A 17189-nucleotide genomic window follows, 5' to 3' on the forward strand; every position below is an offset into this window, starting at 1 on the left:
CTCCTACCGCATCATAAGTGTAATATTCCCCGCAGCAATAATAATTGTGATACTTAAAAAGAACATAAACGATACGATAGCTAAGCAAGCAAATACATAAATGATGCTCCGGCCAATGATATCTAAACATTGAATAATTGCTCCGCTGCCAACTGGTTGCAATACTGCTGCTGCGAACTTATAAATAAATGCGATACAAAAAATTTGAATCGCTGGAAAAGCGACAATTAAGCATAGAATGACGAGCCCGATAATTCCGACTGTATTTTTTAATAATCCCGATGCACTAATAACAGTATCCGCTGCCTCGGTAAACATTCTTCCTACTACGGGAATAAAGTTCCCTGTTACAAATTTAGCTGTTTTCACAGCGATTCCATCAGCAACAGCTGTCGCTGTTCCTTGTACAGATAATACCCCTAAAAAAATCGTTAAAAAGATACCTATAATCCCAACGCTAACGTTTTGCAGAAGCTTGGACAATTTCGTAACTTTATATTGATCGCTCATCGTACTTACAATGCTTAATATCGTTGCAAGTAATAAAAGTGGTAGAACGATATAATTCATCAAAAGCCCACTCGTATTCATTAAGAAGATGATAATCGGATGAAAAAACGATACAGATACAACACCGCCCCCTGTCGCTATGAGTGCAAGCAAGATTGGCAATAGCGCTAATATGAAATCTACCATTGTTTGTATCGTTTCTCTTGCATATGTCATGACGACATAAAAGCTGTTTAAAGCGAAAATAATCAGTACCATATATACAACTGCATCGGCAATTTTACTTACACTACTCTTTGAAAATGCAGATTGCAGTGATTGCAACAATGCACTAAAAATTGTGAGCATAATAAGCGTTCCAAGTAGCTTCCCATTTGCAACAAGCTCGTGAAATAAATACTTTAATAAACCTAGCATCCACTCTTTTATAGAAAGTTCTTTTTCTCCCTTTACAAACTCCATAAAACTACCTTTTTGACTCTCTGGTAAGTAACCTCCATATTTTGTAACAAGCCCGTCCCAAAATTGCTTCACATCTTCAATTCCGAGCTTATCCAATTGTTGATCAACGACGTTTGTTTCTACAGGAGAAGCTTGTACAACAACCGGTAAAGAAAAGAAAAGGAAGCAAGCAAATAGCAGCTTAGCTCCAAAGCCCCTCAACATTCACTCCCCCTTATCCCGTCGGTAAAAATCCGAGAATAGTTTCAATTACAACCGTCAAAATAGGAATCGCCATTACGAGAATTAAAATTTTTCCGGCTAATTCGATTTTCGAAGCGATTGCACCTTGCCCTGCATCCTTTGTAATTTGCGCTCCAAACTCAGCAATATAAGCAATTCCAATAATTTTCAGCAACGTTTCTACATATACGTTGCTAACTTTCGCTTCACTCGCTACTCTCTCAATCATTTGTAAAATAGCGTGAATTTGATCAATTAAAAGAAGAAACATCACGCTACCTACAAACACAATAAATAATGACGTAATGCTAGATTTATGCTGATTCAATACAGCTGCTAAAAACGTAGCAACGAGGCCTAATCCGACAATTTGTATAATTTCGATGCGAACCGCCCCCTTTACTGGAAGAGAAAGACACTTTTAATCTTGTCGAATAACGTATTAATTAAAAATGCGACGTGAAATAAAATAACGACAAAACCGACGAGGATAACCCAATTTGCAATATCCTCACGCTTTAATTCTTTTAGTACGGTATGAATGAAAGCTAAAACAATGCCGATTCCGGCGATTTGAAATATTAATCCAACATCAATGGACATCGCCTTTCTCCCTCCTATAGCAGTAAAATTACGATAAGTAGCCCTGCTAGTACCCCTAAGCTCTTAATCATTTTTTCATATTGTAGTTGTAATGCTTTCGCCTCTTCTTCTTCTCTCTCTAAATGTGTAATACATAAGCGAATATGTTTTTGTTGTGACTCACGATCATGTTGTCCGAGCGTTTCACCAAATTGCTGCAAAATCTCATACTCAGTTTGCTGAAATGCTGTTAGCTTCCAATTTTCTTTCAAACTATCTATCCAAGCTTCTCTTACCGTTTGTTCTCCGCTTTCTAGCCCGCTGGCAAAACTTTGAAATATCCAATTTAACGGCTTCGGCATTTGTTTCACTAATCGCTCAGCAGCTTCAGACAAAGGTGTATGCCCATACATAATTTCTGCCTCTAATGATTGAAGTGCCGCTTTTAATAATCTAAGTTGCCTCGGTCTCTCACTATATCTTTTAGCGTATGAAAACCCGAAAAAGGTGCTGACCGCAACGATTAACACTGCACCAAATATTTTCACCATACGCCCTCAGCCTTTCTATGAGGTAATACCGATTTTCCATTCTTATCTTTCACTTGCATAACTGTTCCTGGCCCTCTTGCTTTTGATAGCTCCACAAACCTATCAAATATGCCGAGCTCTAGCACCGCCTTTAGTGATGGACGTTTCACAACATCATCATAAGAAAATCCATGTGCACTTATAAAAAGCTGAACCCCAGCATGCACCGCTTCCATAATTGCTTCACTATCTTCTTTACGTCCGATTTCATCTACGATCAAAATATCTGGACTCATAGAACGGATCATCATCATCATTCCTTCAGCTTTTGGACATGCGTCTAACACATCTACTCTTGTGCCAAAGTCATATTGCGGAATGCCTTTCACACAGCCAGCAATCTCTGACCGCTCATCAACAATCCCCACTTTACAAGAAGGAATTTTCGAATCACTTACCCCTTGACTCATGCAACGTGCTACGTCTCTTAAAAGAGTTGTTTTCCCCGTTTGCGGCGGGCCAATTACCATCGTATTTAACCATCGTGATTCATACAAATACGGCAAAAGTGGTTCTGCAATTCCGATTTTTTGACGAGCAATACGAATATTAAACGAAGAGACATCTCGAATCATTTTCACTGCACTTTTTTCTGTAATAACCTTTCCCGCCAAACCGATTCTATGTCCTCCTCGAAGTGTTACATACCCACGTTTTAACTCCTCTTCCATCGTATAAATTGAGAATTGACTTAACTTATTCAATAAGTAAATAGCATCCTCTACTGTAACGATATAGTCATAAAAAAACACTTCGCCATGAGCAATACACTCTAGCGGTCTTCCAATTCGAACACGAATTTCCTCTAGAGCATCATATTGCTTACAACTTTCCACTAGCTGCTTCATCGTTTTCGGTAAAACTTCTAATACTTCTTTCATCAGCTTCTCCCCACTATACTCGACTTACTATTTCAACAACGCGATAAAAATACAGCCAATTCCAAGCGCTAGAAAAAAGAGTTTCAAGAAAGAAATCTCACTTGCCACACTCGCTATGCCTATTGTCATTGTTAAAATTAATACGGTCGGTCCAACAAACGCCAACATACCATTTATAAACAATGCTTTCTTCGCATCATTTACATAAAGCATCAGCAAAGCGGCGAATATTTCCGCGCTACCTGAAAACAACCGAAGTAACCCCATTACGAGCACGGATGTTTCCATTGCCGCTAGCCACTGTTTCATTCTCCCACCTTCTCCCATAACGGTTACTAATGCTACATTCCAAAAAAGAATATATTTGTACAACCATATGCAGGGGTTGTCTATTTCAGAAGTAAAAACATCATTTTTCTCTATCGTCTTTTTATAGTCTGAATATTCGTATTATTAAATGGAGTATTATGGTATATTTAATAAGGATAGGGAGTGCAGACGATGTAGCATGAGAGACAGAACTAAAGTCATCTCGTGTACTACATATCGTATCGCGCCCTTTTTTTAAAATTGACTATATGTACAAAATGAGGGGGACAATATGAAGGTATTGAAAATTAGTTTAACAATTGTAATAGAATTAGCTCTTATTTATCTTTTTTCAAAATTGGTCGGTTGGTCATTTATGGAGGCCTTTTTCCTTGATAGTTTAGCGATATTTGCAATTACGTGGCTAATGATTATGAGTAATCATAGAAACAATATTACGGATCACGCAATCAGTAAAACACTGATTGGCGTTGAGACCGGCGAGATAAAACCATTTCAAATTGTTTTGACTCCGTACATTATGGGTACTCTTTCACTTGTCTTAGTTAGCTTTGTTATAACGGCGATTTATTATCTGCCCTATTTCCTATAAAGTAAAACTTTAATCAGTAGGGGTTTTCCTCATCCCCCACTGATTATTAGTTGAACCAATCGGACTTTTATGGGCAGTTGATCCCCTACCTAAATTCTTTGCTTTCGCTGAATTTTGAGGTGGGGGTCTTACTGCCCATTAAAGTGGGATAAAAAAAGCACTCGTGATAATCACGAGTGCTTTTCTACTATGCACGAGAAACGTATTTACCTTCACCAGTGTTGATGATAAGCATTTCGCCTTCGTTAATGAAGATTGGTACTTGTACAACAAGACCAGTTTCTAATGTAGCTGGTTTTGTTACGTTAGAAGCTGTATCACCTTTAATACCAGGCTCTGTTTCTGACACTTTTAATTCAACTGTGTTCGGAAGTTCAACACCAAGTACTTCATCTTGGTATGTCATAATAGATACTTCCATGTTTTCTTTTAGGAATTTAAGTTCGCGCTCGATTTGGTTTTCACCAAGTTCGATTTGCTCATAAGTTCCGTTATCCATAAATACGTGAGACTCACCGCTCGCGTATAAGTATTGCATACGACGGTTTTCGATGTGTGCTTTTTCTACTTTTTCACCTGCACGGAATGTTTTCTCTTGAACAGATCCTGTGCGAAGGTTACGTAGTTTAGAGCGAACGAATGCAGCACCTTTACCTGGCTTTACGTGTTGGAAATCCATTACTTGCCAAAGGGCATTGTCCACTGAAATTGTTAAACCTGTACGAAAATCGTTTACTGAAATCATGTAAAAAAATCCTCCTGTATATTACAAAATAATAAGTTCTTTTGGTGATTTCGTAATTACTTCATTACCTTCACTTGTTACAATGATATCATCTTCAATACGTACGCCGCCAATACCTGGAATATAAATACCTGGTTCTACTGTTACAGCCATTCCTGGTTCAAGTACTGTATCAGAACGGAACGCTAAACCTGGTGCTTCATGGATTTCAAGACCAATTCCATGCCCAGTAGAGTGTCCAAAGTATTCACCATATCCTTTTTCCGTTATGTAATCGCGCGTTAACGCATCCGCTTCACGGCCTGTTAAACCAGCTTTAATACCGTTCACACCACGTAGTTGTGCTTCTAAAACGATATTATAAATTTCTTTTAATTTATCAGATGGTTCACCAACTGCAATCGTACGAGTAATATCAGAGCAATATCCTTTGTAGTAAGCGCCGAAGTCTAATGTAACGAAATCTCCTGTTTCTATCACTTTTTCAGATGCCACGCCGTGCGGTAATGCCGAACGAAGACCTGAAGCAACGATAATATCAAACGAAGAAGATGTTGCTCCTTGTTTTCTCATGAAAAATTCAAGTTCATTTGACACTTCAATTTCAGATACTCCCGGGCGAATGAATGATAGAATATGTTCAAAGGCAGCATCTGCAATCTGTGCAGCTTCCTTTAATATCTTAATCTCTGAATCAGTCTTTATCAAGCGTAACTTTTCTACAAGCCCAGAAGTTGGGATAAATTCAGCATCGATCGCTTCTTTATGTGCTGAATAAGAACTATATGTAAGAGTATCTTGCTCAAAGCCAAGCTTTTGAATTCCCAGTTCCTTCACTTGCTTTGCAACTTCATCAATGATTAATCCTGCATGCTGTACAATCTCGTATCCAACCGCTTGTTTACTAGCCTGCTCTACATAGCGGAAATCTGTAATAAATTGAGCACGTTTTTTCGAAATCAGTACAACACCAGCTGTTCCTGTGAAGTTAGCCATATATCTACGACTATGTTCATTTGTTAACAAAATACCGTCAATACCAGCCTCATCAAATGCGCTTCTTACTCTTTCGATTTTCTCCATTCCTTTATGCCTCCCTCAATTTCTCCATTAATGCAAATAACGCTAACTTATAGCCATAAAAACCAAATCCAACAATTTGTCCCGCACAAACAGCTGCCGTCACAGATTCGTGACGGAACGACTCACGCTGGTGAATGTTAGAAATATGTACTTCAATAACAGGAATCGAAATGCTCGCAATTGCATCTCGAATCGCGTAGCTATAATGCGTAAATGCTCCAGGATTTAAAATGATCCCTTCATATATATCTTCCGCCTCATGAATACGATCGATAATCGCACCTTCATGATTCGATTGGAAACATTCTAACTCCACTCCCATTGTTTCTGCTTCTTGCTTCATATCTGCTTCAAGTGTCGCTAGCGTGCCCTTTCCATATACATTTACCTCCCTGACACCGAGGCGATTTAGGTTAGGACCGTTTACGAGGAGTACCTTTTTCATATGTTTAAAACTCCTTAGTATTAAATATCTATACAACATTTTAACATAGGAGTTACTTATTTGAATAGTTCGTCTTCTCTTCCCCTTCTCGCTCAGCTTTATTGGTATTTACTGCGTAGGAAACAGAGTATGCTATAAACACACCATACAATATAAAAATACATATCGTCGTCACAATTGTTTCTTTCGGTAAATGGAGTGCACTTTTAATGGCAGGCGCTATTAATCCCATTCCGAAAAATAGTAACGCCCACCAAAATAGCCCATAAATCATCCCTGGAATAATCCCTTCAAACTTTGCCAAAAACACTTTATACAAAAAGGCAATTAAAATCGAAAGTAGTCCCATACAAACAATTCCTGACACATTGCCCCATACCCCTTCTTTCCAGCTTCCAAAGGCAAATGGTAAAAGTAAATAGTTCGGTCCTGCTTCCGTAAATGAAAATATATGAAGGAAATACCATATCCCTCCCCAAAAGATTCCACCAAATAAACCAATTTGTACAAAATTCCTTGTTCCTAATTGTTCTTGACTCACATCGACACCTCCGCTCAATAGTATGCCCGAAACTATTTTGAACCATGTTTAAATACTGCGAAATTTGTCTATAAAAAGAATAAGAAATGTCCGACTCTCGTAACATTTTTCCTTGTCATATACTTGTATTTGTCGATAAAATAAAGGAAACTCGGTGATTGTCTTATTTCAAAATGACAGAACCCAGTATGACAATTGCCTCTTTTTCTACATAAGAGAGAAACAAATACAGGTTGGTGTTAACATGGCAGAAGAGTCAAAACAAATATATGGCGGGCAAGCAGTCATAGAAGGAGTTATGTTTGGCGGTAGAGAATATACTGTTACAGCGGTTCGTCGTAAAGATAAATCGATTGAATTTTATCGATTACCACGCGTTCGTAATAAAGCATTATCTATCCTGAAAAAAATTCCATTTTTACGAGGGATTGCCGCTATTGTGGATGCAAGTGCGAATGGAGCAAAACATTTAAACTTTGCTTCAGAACGATTTGATGTCCACCCAGAAGAAGACGAACAAATTGCAAATAACAAAGAAGAACAATCGAAATTAACGATGGTATTAGGAGTTGCAGCAGTTGGCGTTTTATCTTTCATATTCGGTAAAGTCATTTTCACAGCAGTCCCTGCACTACTAGCTGAATTAACAAGACCGATTTTCCCTTCTCATACAGGGCAAATCATTATCGAAAGTGTCATTAAGCTCATGCTATTATTGAGCTATATATACTTTATTTCTTTAACCCCACTTATTAAGCGGGTATTTCAGTACCATGGTGCGGAGCATAAAGTAATTAATGCCTATGAGAATAATCTTCCAATGACTGTAGAAAATGTTCAAAAACAAACTCGCCTTCATTATCGCTGTGGCAGTAGCTTTATTATATTTACAGTCATTATTGGAATGTTTGTTTATTTCCTTGTCCCTACAGATCCACTTTGGGCCAGAGTCGTAAACCGAATTTTATTAATTCCAGTCGTTCTCGGCATTTCTTTTGAAGTGTTACAATTTACAAATCGATTACGCGATATTCCAGTATTACGCATACTTGGATATCCCGGATTATGGCTACAACTATTAACAACGAAAGAACCAACAGATGATCAAGTGGAAGTAGCCATTGCATCGTTTGAAGAATTATTACGTTTAGAAAACAAACAATAATTATTTAAAATTGGTGTTCAACTCCTTTCCTCATCGTTAATATACTAATTTTAATATATGTTTTTAGGAGGTGTCCCTTATGAACGGTCGTTCGTTTACATTCGCTATAGTTATGCTTATTATCGGATTAGCAATATTCGGCCTTGTTTCATCTGTCATTACAAATCCAATGGGTGTATTAAGAAATATCGGGTACATGTTACTTGTTGTCGGTATCTTTTATTTGCTATACAAGATGTTTACAAATTCTAGTGGTTCTGCAAATTCGCAAAGCTCTTATAAGCGTGCTGCAAAACAATCGAACCGCAAACATGGGAAACAAAATGTAGCACCCCTAAGCAATTCTTTCTTGAAATCAAACGCTTCTAATGACAAAGGTAAAAAAGGTGCTCCTTCCACTTTGAAGCGAAAAAGAAAACAATCTCATTTAACTGTCATTGAAGGCAAAAAAAACAAAAAGAAAGACCGTGCTTCCTTTTAGGAAATACGGTCTTTTTTTATACTTTGAAGCACTTCTTTCAGACTTTTATCTTCCATACTTTCAATTCGAAGGTGATGATTTTCAAATGGTAAATTCCGTGTCACATCATTAGGTACAACAACGCACTTTAATCCTGCTGCAATCGCTGCTTTTAATCCGTTTAACGAGTCCTCAAATACAACAGCCTCAGACGGATCAATCCCTAAATCTTCTATCGCAACTCGATAAAGCGCTGGATCCGGTTTTACCTTCTCAACATCTTCTCTCGTTTTAATGACTTCAAAATAATCTCGAATTTTTAGCTCTTCCAAAAAGGAAGTAACCCATTCTCTAGATGAACTGGAAGCTAATGCGATTTTCAATCCCATTTCTTTCGCTTCCTCTAAATATTCTTTTACTCCGTCACGAGCTTCTGGTATTTTCATTTTCTCTTTATGTAAAGTTTTCACTTTTTCTTTTAATGCTTGCTGGTTAAAATTCTCTTTTAATTGCTCATTTAAATATGCGTAAAGCACATCGTCTGTCGTCCCAATACATTTCGCAAATTCCGCTAAAGGTAACTCCCCACCGTACTCACGAACAGCGTCTCTGAAAGAGTGAAACCATATTGTTTCTGTATCCACAATTAATCCATCAAAATCAAAAATAATTGCTTTCATAATTCTCCCGTCCTTTTCGATTGAAATAAAAAAGGAAACGCCATACGTTCCCCTTAATTACTTTTCTCTTCATTTGCTTTTTGAACGCCACGAAGTGTTTCCACGCGAACTTCATCTTGTTCAAAGTATTGCACTAAATCACCAATGCGGTCAATTGCTTCCCAGCTTAAATGATGTTCAATTCCTTCTACATCATTGTAAATCTTGCTTTCATCCACACCGATAATACGCAGAAATTGCTCTAGCAAGTCATGACGGTATACAAGACGTTCTCCGATTTTTTTACCTTTTGATGTTAATACAAGCCCTCTATATTTTTCATAAATTAGATATTCATCTTTGTCTAATTTTTGCACCATTTTTGTTACAGAGGATGGATGTACACTCAGCGCTTCAGCAATATCAGATACGCGGGCATAACCCTTTTCATCAATCAACAAATAAATTTGTTCAATATAATCTTCCATACTAGGGGTAGGCATCGGTTTCCTCCATCCAATTTCATTTTGCTCATTCCGTACGAAGCAATCAATAAAATGATACACCAGAAAGAATAACGTGACAAGTTGAAAACAAGCCTAAATATATAAAACAAAAAAGAATCTGTATTTGTATACAGACTCTTCTTAAGTAAAGTATTGTATTTCTGCATCAGGAAAAAACTCATGTATATAACCTCTTATTGTTTCTTCTAATACTTCCGCATCATCTTTTTTATAAACGTATTTTCCGATTCCGTATCGTCCCCATTTATATTTACGCTTCTCTTCATCCATTTCAAGTTTCGTATTCGGATAACGCTCTTGAATGACCTTTTTTGCCGGTTTTGTAAAGCGATGTTGAATTAATTCAAACGTTAAATTCGGTATCGACAAATCTTTTAGCGCATTGTACAGTCGCTCAAATAATTCACGGTATCCTTCGTCCCACCCTTCATGCATATAAAGTGGCGCCACAATAAACCCAAGTGGATAACCCGCGCCTGCTACTTTACGAGCCGCCTCAATTCGTTCTTCAAAGGGTGATGTCCCTGGCTCAAAATTTTTAATCACATACCGTGAATTAATACTAAACCTGAAACGAGTTTTCCCGTTATGTTTTGCATCTAACAAATGATCAACGTGCGAATATTTCGTAACGAAACGTAAACGCCCGTATTCACTTTCTCCAATAAACTCTATCGCCCGCTTTAATGCATGTGTTAAATGATCAATCCCAACGATATCTGATGTACAAGCCGCTTCAAATCTTGTTATTTCAGGTGCTCTTTCATCCATGTATTGCTTTGCCTTCTCAAATATTTCATCAAGATTAACATACACGCGAACGTAAGGCTTACTCCCAAGTGTCGTTTGCAAATAGCAATAATGGCAATGCCCCATACACCCTGTTGCGAGCGGGATTGCATATTCAGCTGACGGTTTTGACGTATCAAACTTTAATGTCTTCCTCACCCCAACAACAAGCGTTGCCTTTGCATTACGATACTTTTGCAAATCATTTTCACCTGGCAAATTTCTAATTTGATTATGAGATGTCGTTTCACGAATTTCTAATCCCATCTTCGTAAACTTCTCGTACAGCTCTTTTCCAAGCGGATATTCAAGTGCCTTCGGTTCAAAGTACACGATTTTTGGCATAAATGGTTTCATACGCTTCCCTCCTCTCGTTAGTATGAGAAACATTGAAAAATTAACACGCATTAAAGTTTTCCACTTCAGTAACTTGCGTTGCAAGTTACTGAATGTTATAATCTGGATAACAGGTAACTTGCAACGCAAGTTACCTGAGTAAAAGGTGGTGAAATCATGCACAGCCAAATGTTAAAAGGCGTGCTCGAAGGTTGCATCCTATACATCATTTCACAAGAAGAAGTGTACGGATATGAACTGAGTACAAAATTAAATAAACACGGATTTACATTTGTAAGCGAAGGAAGCATATATCCGTTATTGTTACGTATGCAAAAAGAAAAATTGATTGAAGGAACATTAAAAGCCTCCTCACTCGGTCCAAAGCGAAAATATTATCACGTAACTGCTAAAGGATTAGAACAGCTTGAAGAATTTAAACAAAGCTGGGGAATGGTTTCAACGACCGTAAACAAATTATTACAAGGGGAGTGATAGGGATGAAGGCGAAAGATTTAATCGAACTAAATAACGAAAAGCGTAAATTATTAACTACAGAAAATGAAACCGCCTATAGTGACATGTTAATATACATCCGCTTAGCTAAAGTGCCCGAATACCAAGCGGAAGAACTGCTAATTGAAATTCTAGATCACCTTATTGAAGCACAGCAAGAAGAAAAAAATGCTTATAATATTTTTGGCGAAGACTTACAGACATACTGTGACGAACTAATTGCCGCCCTACCGAAGCCAAGTTTATGGGAACAATTATCGATTCCTTTATTTATAACTAGTTATCTATTAGCAATATACTTTGCTGTTTCTTCTGTCATTGCATTGGTAGTTCCCTTATTTTCAAATGAAGCACGTTTTAAATTTGTACACATTGATTTCATTTATCTGCTCGCATTTATATCGTCCGTGCATCTTATGATACGCTTTGTTTTCGATTTTATTAATACTGATTTATTTAAAAATAAAACAACTATTTGGAGGCATATTGGAGGGTTCTTAATGCGTCATAGCCTATGGATACTATTAATCAGTATTTCCTTTTTATTTATTAAACAGCCCTATACTACATTACAAATTTCACCTTGGATCGGTGCTTTGCTAGCCATCTCTTGCTATGCACTATACAAAATCTTCTTCAAAAAAGAATATTTAGCTTTTAAAAAGGAGTGACGATATGATGACCGAAAAAGAAATGGTTAAGTTGAACAATGAAAAAAGAGAATTATTAACAACTGAAAACGAAGCTGCTTATGGTGATATGCTTATTTATTTACGCTTAACTAGCGTTCCACAAAAGCAAATGGAAGAATTACTTTTAGAAATATTAGATCATCTTTTAGAAGCGCAAGAAGACGGTAAAAATGCACATGATATTTTCGGAGAAGATTTAAAAACTTACTGCGATGAATTGATTAACTCTTCAGAACACCAAAATACTTTCCAACAAACTGCCGTTATTGGATTTGCAGTTAGTTTATTATTAGCTATTCAAATTGGGTACGATACATTCACTACTCTTATGCAACAACTATTTACAGACACAAACACTTCAGGAATTCCATTTAGTGTTCCTGGAACCATATTATCTGCTATTGTTTTAACAATGGGAGCTTTCATAATTTTTTCGTTATTTAGACGTTTTTCTTTTACAATACTAGTTTCCTGGAAGCAAAAAGCACTCCTTTTATTATCAGTATTCATACCTTTTGTCTTATCAGTTTTTTCAAACGTATTTTTCAAAACACAACCATACTTATTTTATAATTTGTCTATTTGGCAAGGTGCCCTTGTGACAATTTCTTTTTATATTTTGTACAAATTTTTATATAAAACATCTAAATTTTAACAGCCCTTCAAAAGGCTGTTTTTCTTCTGTCTAATTTTACAAATTGAAAAATTTCATAAAGAAAATAAGAAAAATGCAAAATAATTAAAGTTAATTGTTGACGTGATGCTTTTATTATCGGTATCATAAATCTTCGTGAGCAATTATTTTTCGTTATACGATTTTTTTATTATTACTGAATTTTTGAGAGGAGAAATTAGATGTCAGTTAAGAAGAAAACGCAAGTACGCACCGGCAAAATGGTACGTGAACTAATGTTAGCAGACGAAGATGTAAATGCTTCGCTAATTATGGTATATAGTGAAAACGGTGTAAACGCAGAAATTAAAATCGAGGGCTTAACGCCGAAATGTAACGAAGAATTATTTTTGAGCGGAAACGTGGATTGGAACAAGAGTGTTATTTATAAAATTGTTGATTTCACTGGGAACGCTGAAGTTGGTAAAGTTACATTAACAGCGATGAACAAAAACAATGTTTCTCTAGAAGTTGAACGCGTTATGTGGAGCAAAGAGAATAAAGAAGCTGCTGAACAAGAAGAAACAGTTGTAGAAGCTACTCCGAAAAAAGAAGTAGTTGTAGAAGCTCCAAAAGCAGTTACACCTGCTCCAAAACCTGTTACGCGAGTAGAAACACCTGTAGCACCTAAACCTACTCCGGTACCAACGCCGAAGCCAGTAAGTGTAGAAGCAGCTGTGGAATTATCTACTCCAGCACCTGTGAAAAAAGCAGTACCAACTCCAGTTACAAAGCAAGAGACAGCACCGGTCGCTCCTGCAAAACCGAAGCAACCTGCTTTGACTGAAACAAATACAAAACTACAAGAAAATTATGTGAAACTCGTGAAAAAGACAATTGAAGTTTGTCAAGATTACGAGCTTGGCATCGACATAGATGATTCTATTGAAAGCTTAAAACAAGAACTACAAAGCCAAGGTATTAGCGTTACATTTGACAAAGAAATTATGGACGTTGTAAATCGCCTTCGTTCTTTACAAGATAAAGGAATCAAAGTAGAAAAAGTACTTAATTTACTATAAGAAATAAGAGGTGGCAATTGCCACCTCTTATTTCTTATAATTCCATTCCTTACTTTCATACTTCTCTTTTGCTAATGTTTGCACTTCATGTAACTGTTCTTCTGTTAATTCATACGGAACAAGCTCTACATCTAATCCTTTTTCAAACCCAACCTCAAACGCTTTAATTAACTGTTCGATTGTAAACGTACGGTCTGTTAATTCATTAATTGCTACCGCTTTAGAAGAGAACATACTCTTCATACGCTCTTTCACACGTTCATTCGGGAATAAAAACAGATCGTATAACTCATCTAAATCTATTTCTAACGGAATCGATCCGTGCTGCAAAATCACACCTTTTTGGCGTGTTTGAGCACTACCTGCGATTTTTCTTCCTTCTACTACAATTTCATACCAAGACGGTGCATCAAAGCATACGCCTGAACGTGGATTTTTTAAATTTTCACGGTCTGCTTCTGTTTTTGGAACTGCATAATACGCTTCTAATCCTAATGCCTTAAAACCATCTAATAAACCTTGCGAAATAATACGATACGCTTCTGTAACTGTTTTTGGCATATTTGGATGATCTTCAGACACAATAACACTGTACGTTAATTCTTTATCATGTAGTACACCCCTGCCGCCTGTTTGACGACGAACGAATCCATATTTCTTTTCGTTAACTACATCCATATTAATATCTTTTTCAACACGCTGGAAATACCCAACTGTTAATGTTGGTACTTCCCATTCATAAAAACGAATGGTTGGTGGCATTTTTTTTTCACTTTGCCAATTTAATAAACATTCATCTAACGCCATATTAAATGCCGGCGAACATTGACCAGAGTTAATATAACACCATTTTTCTTTTCCCATCCTGCACCTCATATAACCAATTATTTTTCACATTCTCTAGTCTACCAAATTCGACAAAATTTGTGAAAGAATACGAAATTTCTTCTTATTATGCAAATGAATCTGTTGCATAAATACATACGGGCATTATAATATTGAAGTAGGATAAGAAAAAAGGGAGCGATAGAACCGTGTCAACAACTTGGATTATTTTATTAGCCGTAATCGTAGCGTTCATCGGCTACACTGTATGGATGTATTTCTATCAGAGAAAATTAATTAAAACACTTTCAGAAGAAGAGTTTCGCGCTGGCTACCGTAAAGCACAGCTTATCGATATTCGCGAAGCAGACGAATATACTGCAGGGCATATTTTAGGCGCACGTAACATTCCATTATCACAAATTCGCCTTCGTCATAAAGAACTTCGCAAAGATCAACCAGTTTACTTATACTGCCAAAGCGGATTCCGTACTGGTCGTGCAGCTCAATACTTAAAGAAACAAGGCTACAAAGATTTCTACCAATTACAAGGTGGATTCAAAACGTGGACTGGAAAAATTAAAAAGAAATAATAACATACAAAAACTAGCTGAATGATTCAGCTAGTTTTTTCATTCCATATTATTTGCAATGTATAATAAATTTTTCTTAATCACATCTTGATCATTCTCTTGTGCATTACGATACAAGAGCTGATATTCAAGTCCTTTCTCTTTCCATATAAGCGTAGCAAATTCATCTCCTTGCCCAGAGTCATCCTTATTTTTAAAATAAGCGAATGCTCCACTATTCAATTTCATTTGTTCTTGAAATCGCTTCTCTTCCACGAGATCCGGAAAACTATAAGGAAAATTCGCAACATTTAACTCAATATACTCATTCCTACCTGGCTCCTGCTGTTTATATTTAATCATTAAGACAACCTTCTTCTTTCCAATCGTTCTGACTTCCCCCTTCACATCACTCGTAATGTCATACGGTAAAAACGCCGGAACTTTAAATTTCACTGGAAAATATTTTGGAAGCTCCTTCAGCGGAATAGGATCCGTAACACGATCCATAACTCCCCCTGTTGTTCCCACAAAGTTTTTTTCTTCTTGCATCGTTTGCTGAAACGAACACGAACTAAGCATGAAACTAGAAAACACGAAACAAATGATTCTTTTTTTCAATTTGTTTCCGCCCTTTCATACCGCTCTCTTAACGAACGAAGCGTTTATATGCTCTTCATATTCGCTTCGCTACCAAACTCCACCTTTGAAAACTTTCCACGTTATTCTCACACATTTTGACAAAACTATTTTGCAAACAAAAAGACCCCTATCATTCTTACGCCCAAGTCAAAAGGTTACGCGAATAAAAAGAAGCCTTATTAATACCATAGATTGTGAAAAGCTTTTCAGGTCAAGATTTTTTCATTCTTATTATTTTCCCTTTATAATAAGAGGAAGAGGTGATACATATGGCCAATATAAAACAAATTGCAAAAACCGCTGGTGTATCCATATCAACTGTTTCCCGCGTCCTTAATAATCACCCTTACGTAAAAGAAGAAAAACGTAAGCGTGTTCTAGATGCTGTTGAAGAATTGAACTATGCAAAAATATAAATGCTATTCATTTAATAAAGGGAAAAACATATACGATCGGTGTTATGCTCCCTTTCATTAACCTTCCATACTTCAGTACCATTATTGAAGGAATCGGAAACGAAGCGTTAGCAGCTGGATATCACATTAATTTATGCCAAACAAATTACGATAGCCTCGAAGAGATTCGTGTTCTTGAAATGATGAAAATGAAACAATTCGACGGGATGATTATTTGCTCTCGAACGAGTTCTTGGGAACAAATTGAACCTTTCGCAAAATTTGCTCCTATTATTTCATGTGAAAAAATGAACCACCCCCTCATTTCATCTGTCTACGTAGATCATTATGAAGGCTTCCGTCTCGGCACCGCCTATTTACTTAGTAAAGGCCATGAAAAAATCGGGATTTGTTTAGCAAGAAAAACAAGTGTAAATTCCATGGAACGTGAAAAAGCGTTTGCTGATACACTTCGTAACGAAGGTAAAACGTTACATCCCGAATGGATTTTTCATCAATGCTATACAATGCAAGACGGTGCACAAATACTCCATCGTATTTTAAACATGAAAAATCGTCCAACCGCTATTTTTACAGCGAATGATCAAGTTGCAGCTGGTTTATTAACAGAAGCGCGAAAACAAGGTCTTCGAGTCCCTGAAGACCTTGCTATCCTTGGATTTGATAATCATGAAATTTCAAAGGCGTTAGAAATTTCAACAATTGAACATCCCGGTCTCGCAATGGGCTCACATGCTTTTTCTTTATTCCATAAACAGATCCAAAGCGAGCAAATTGCCGGTAACGCAGAAGAGCTTTCATTCCATTTAATTGAGCGAGATACTGTCTAAAAAAAGAGCGTTACCTATAGCGCTCTTTTTCAGCTCTTCACCTATTGACTTTATATTTTTACTCGCATATAATGAACCTAAC

23 protein-coding genes and 1 pseudogene are annotated in these 17189 nt (G+C 36.9%); 9 read left to right on the plus strand and 15 right to left on the minus strand.

Features of this window, described 5'->3' with window-relative positions:
* Positions 1–3: 3 nt before the first annotated feature.
* The 6 genes from spoIIIAE to F8162_RS11215 are packed head-to-tail and all read right to left on the minus strand — an operon-like array spanning position 4 to position 3556.
* A complete protein-coding gene (gene spoIIIAE / locus F8162_RS11190) occupies positions 4–1176 on the minus strand; it encodes a stage III sporulation protein AE (protein WP_151633110.1) in 1173 nt (390 codons plus the stop codon).
* Positions 1177–1186: 10 nt separating this feature from the next.
* Positions 1187–1570 (minus strand): stage III sporulation protein AD, encoded by a 384-nt coding sequence (spoIIIAD, locus tag F8162_RS11195; RefSeq protein WP_077317075.1) that lies wholly within the window; start codon positions 1568–1570, stop codon positions 1187–1189.
* Between the two features lie 23 nt (positions 1571–1593).
* Entirely contained in the window at positions 1594–1797 is a 204-nt protein-coding gene (gene spoIIIAC / locus F8162_RS11200) for a stage III sporulation protein AC (protein WP_000020914.1), read from the minus strand.
* A gap of 14 nt (positions 1798–1811) precedes the next feature.
* The gene (spoIIIAB, locus tag F8162_RS11205) at positions 1812–2327 is read right to left on the minus strand and encodes a stage III sporulation protein SpoIIIAB (protein ID WP_151633112.1); all 516 of its coding nucleotides are present in this window, start codon (positions 2325–2327) and stop codon (positions 1812–1814) included.
* The gene (gene spoIIIAA, locus F8162_RS11210; RefSeq protein WP_151633114.1) at positions 2321–3247 is read right to left on the minus strand and encodes a stage III sporulation protein AA; all 927 of its coding nucleotides are present in this window, start codon (positions 3245–3247) and stop codon (positions 2321–2323) included. Before spoIIIAA ends, spoIIIAB begins: the two co-directional genes overlap by 7 nt.
* A gap of 27 nt (positions 3248–3274) precedes the next feature.
* The gene (locus F8162_RS11215; protein ID WP_000816054.1) at positions 3275–3556 is read right to left on the minus strand and encodes a YqhV family protein; all 282 of its coding nucleotides are present in this window, start codon (positions 3554–3556) and stop codon (positions 3275–3277) included.
* Positions 3557–3848: 292 nt separating this feature from the next.
* Between F8162_RS11215 and F8162_RS11220 the strand changes: the two genes are divergently transcribed.
* Positions 3849–4169 carry a hypothetical protein gene (locus tag F8162_RS11220; protein ID WP_151633116.1) on the plus strand — a complete coding sequence of 107 codons (321 nt, stop codon included), beginning with the start codon at positions 3849–3851 and terminating at the stop codon, positions 4167–4169.
* 187 nt (positions 4170–4356) lie between these two features.
* Here F8162_RS11220 and efp read toward each other — a convergent pair whose 3' ends face one another.
* Genes efp through F8162_RS11240 form a run of 4 tightly spaced genes read right to left on the minus strand, consistent with a single transcriptional unit; the run spans position 4357 to position 6983 of the window.
* On the minus strand, positions 4357–4914 hold the full coding sequence (gene efp, locus F8162_RS11225) for an elongation factor P (protein WP_000626521.1): 558 nt from the start codon (positions 4912–4914) through the stop codon (positions 4357–4359).
* Between the two features lie 21 nt (positions 4915–4935).
* Complete coding sequence (pepQ, locus tag F8162_RS11230; protein WP_098274532.1) at positions 4936–5997, minus strand: Xaa-Pro dipeptidase; 1062 nt, start codon at positions 5995–5997, stop codon at positions 4936–4938.
* Positions 5998–6001: 4 nt separating this feature from the next.
* Positions 6002–6442 carry a type II 3-dehydroquinate dehydratase gene (gene aroQ / locus F8162_RS11235; protein WP_000757087.1) on the minus strand — a complete coding sequence of 147 codons (441 nt, stop codon included), beginning with the start codon at positions 6440–6442 and terminating at the stop codon, positions 6002–6004.
* A gap of 52 nt (positions 6443–6494) precedes the next feature.
* Entirely contained in the window at positions 6495–6983 is a 489-nt protein-coding gene (locus tag F8162_RS11240) for a YqhR family membrane protein (protein ID WP_151633118.1), read from the minus strand.
* 244 nt (positions 6984–7227) lie between these two features.
* Here F8162_RS11240 and F8162_RS11245 point away from each other — a divergent pair, with 244 nt between their 5' ends.
* A complete protein-coding gene (locus F8162_RS11245) occupies positions 7228–8148 on the plus strand; it encodes a DUF1385 domain-containing protein (RefSeq protein ID WP_151633120.1) in 921 nt (306 codons plus the stop codon).
* A gap of 79 nt (positions 8149–8227) precedes the next feature.
* On the plus strand, positions 8228–8629 hold the full coding sequence (locus F8162_RS11250; RefSeq protein ID WP_001014467.1) for an SA1362 family protein: 402 nt from the start codon (positions 8228–8230) through the stop codon (positions 8627–8629).
* On the opposite strand, the gene F8162_RS11255 is transcribed toward F8162_RS11250, so the two are convergent.
* The 3 genes from F8162_RS11255 to splB form a co-directional block, all read right to left on the minus strand.
* Positions 8626–9288, minus strand: a complete 663-nt coding sequence (locus F8162_RS11255) for an HAD family hydrolase (RefSeq protein WP_151633122.1) — start codon at positions 9286–9288, stop codon at positions 8626–8628. The two genes, F8162_RS11250 and F8162_RS11255, sit on opposite strands and share 4 nt — an antisense overlap.
* Positions 9289–9341: 53 nt before the next feature.
* Positions 9342–9770 carry a transcriptional regulator MntR gene (mntR, locus tag F8162_RS11260; RefSeq protein WP_151633124.1) on the minus strand — a complete coding sequence of 143 codons (429 nt, stop codon included), beginning with the start codon at positions 9768–9770 and terminating at the stop codon, positions 9342–9344.
* Between the two features lie 144 nt (positions 9771–9914).
* Positions 9915–10940: a spore photoproduct lyase gene (gene splB, locus F8162_RS11265; protein ID WP_151633126.1), complete on the minus strand. Its 1026-nt coding sequence runs from the start codon at positions 10938–10940 to the stop codon at positions 9915–9917.
* A 156-nt stretch (positions 10941–11096) separates the two neighbouring features.
* Between splB and F8162_RS11270 the strand changes: the two genes are divergently transcribed.
* The 4 genes from F8162_RS11270 (at position 11097) to F8162_RS11285 (ending at position 13822) form a co-directional block, all read left to right on the plus strand.
* Complete coding sequence (locus tag F8162_RS11270) at positions 11097–11414, plus strand: PadR family transcriptional regulator (protein WP_151633128.1); 318 nt, start codon at positions 11097–11099, stop codon at positions 11412–11414.
* Positions 11415–11419: 5 nt separating this feature from the next.
* Complete coding sequence (locus F8162_RS11275) at positions 11420–12106, plus strand: DUF1129 family protein (protein WP_151633130.1); 687 nt, start codon at positions 11420–11422, stop codon at positions 12104–12106.
* A gap of 7 nt (positions 12107–12113) precedes the next feature.
* Entirely contained in the window at positions 12114–12782 is a 669-nt protein-coding gene (locus F8162_RS11280) for a DUF1048 domain-containing protein (RefSeq protein WP_151633863.1), read from the plus strand.
* Positions 12783–12982: 200 nt separating this feature from the next.
* Positions 12983–13822 carry a hypothetical protein gene (locus tag F8162_RS11285; protein WP_151633132.1) on the plus strand — a complete coding sequence of 280 codons (840 nt, stop codon included), beginning with the start codon at positions 12983–12985 and terminating at the stop codon, positions 13820–13822.
* A gap of 27 nt (positions 13823–13849) precedes the next feature.
* Here F8162_RS11285 and F8162_RS11290 read toward each other — a convergent pair whose 3' ends face one another.
* Positions 13850–14686 (minus strand): biotin/lipoate A/B protein ligase family protein, encoded by an 837-nt coding sequence (locus F8162_RS11290; protein ID WP_000514071.1) that lies wholly within the window; start codon positions 14684–14686, stop codon positions 13850–13852.
* Between the two features lie 170 nt (positions 14687–14856).
* Here F8162_RS11290 and F8162_RS11295 point away from each other — a divergent pair, with 170 nt between their 5' ends.
* Entirely contained in the window at positions 14857–15240 is a 384-nt protein-coding gene (locus F8162_RS11295) for a rhodanese-like domain-containing protein (protein ID WP_000108656.1), read from the plus strand.
* A 39-nt stretch (positions 15241–15279) separates the two neighbouring features.
* On the opposite strand, the gene F8162_RS11300 is transcribed toward F8162_RS11295, so the two are convergent.
* Complete coding sequence (locus tag F8162_RS11300) at positions 15280–15816, minus strand: DNA polymerase III subunit delta (protein ID WP_151633865.1); 537 nt, start codon at positions 15814–15816, stop codon at positions 15280–15282.
* Between the two features lie 314 nt (positions 15817–16130).
* On the opposite strand from F8162_RS11300, the pseudogene F8162_RS11305 reads away from it, so the two are divergent.
* Positions 16131–17107, plus strand: a pseudogene (locus F8162_RS11305) (LacI family DNA-binding transcriptional regulator).
* Positions 17108–17189: the final 82 nt, after the last annotated feature.

The organism is Bacillus sp. CH140a_4T, from assembly GCF_008923725.1.
Taxonomy (GTDB): Bacteria; Bacillota; Bacilli; order Bacillales; family Bacillaceae_G; genus Bacillus_A.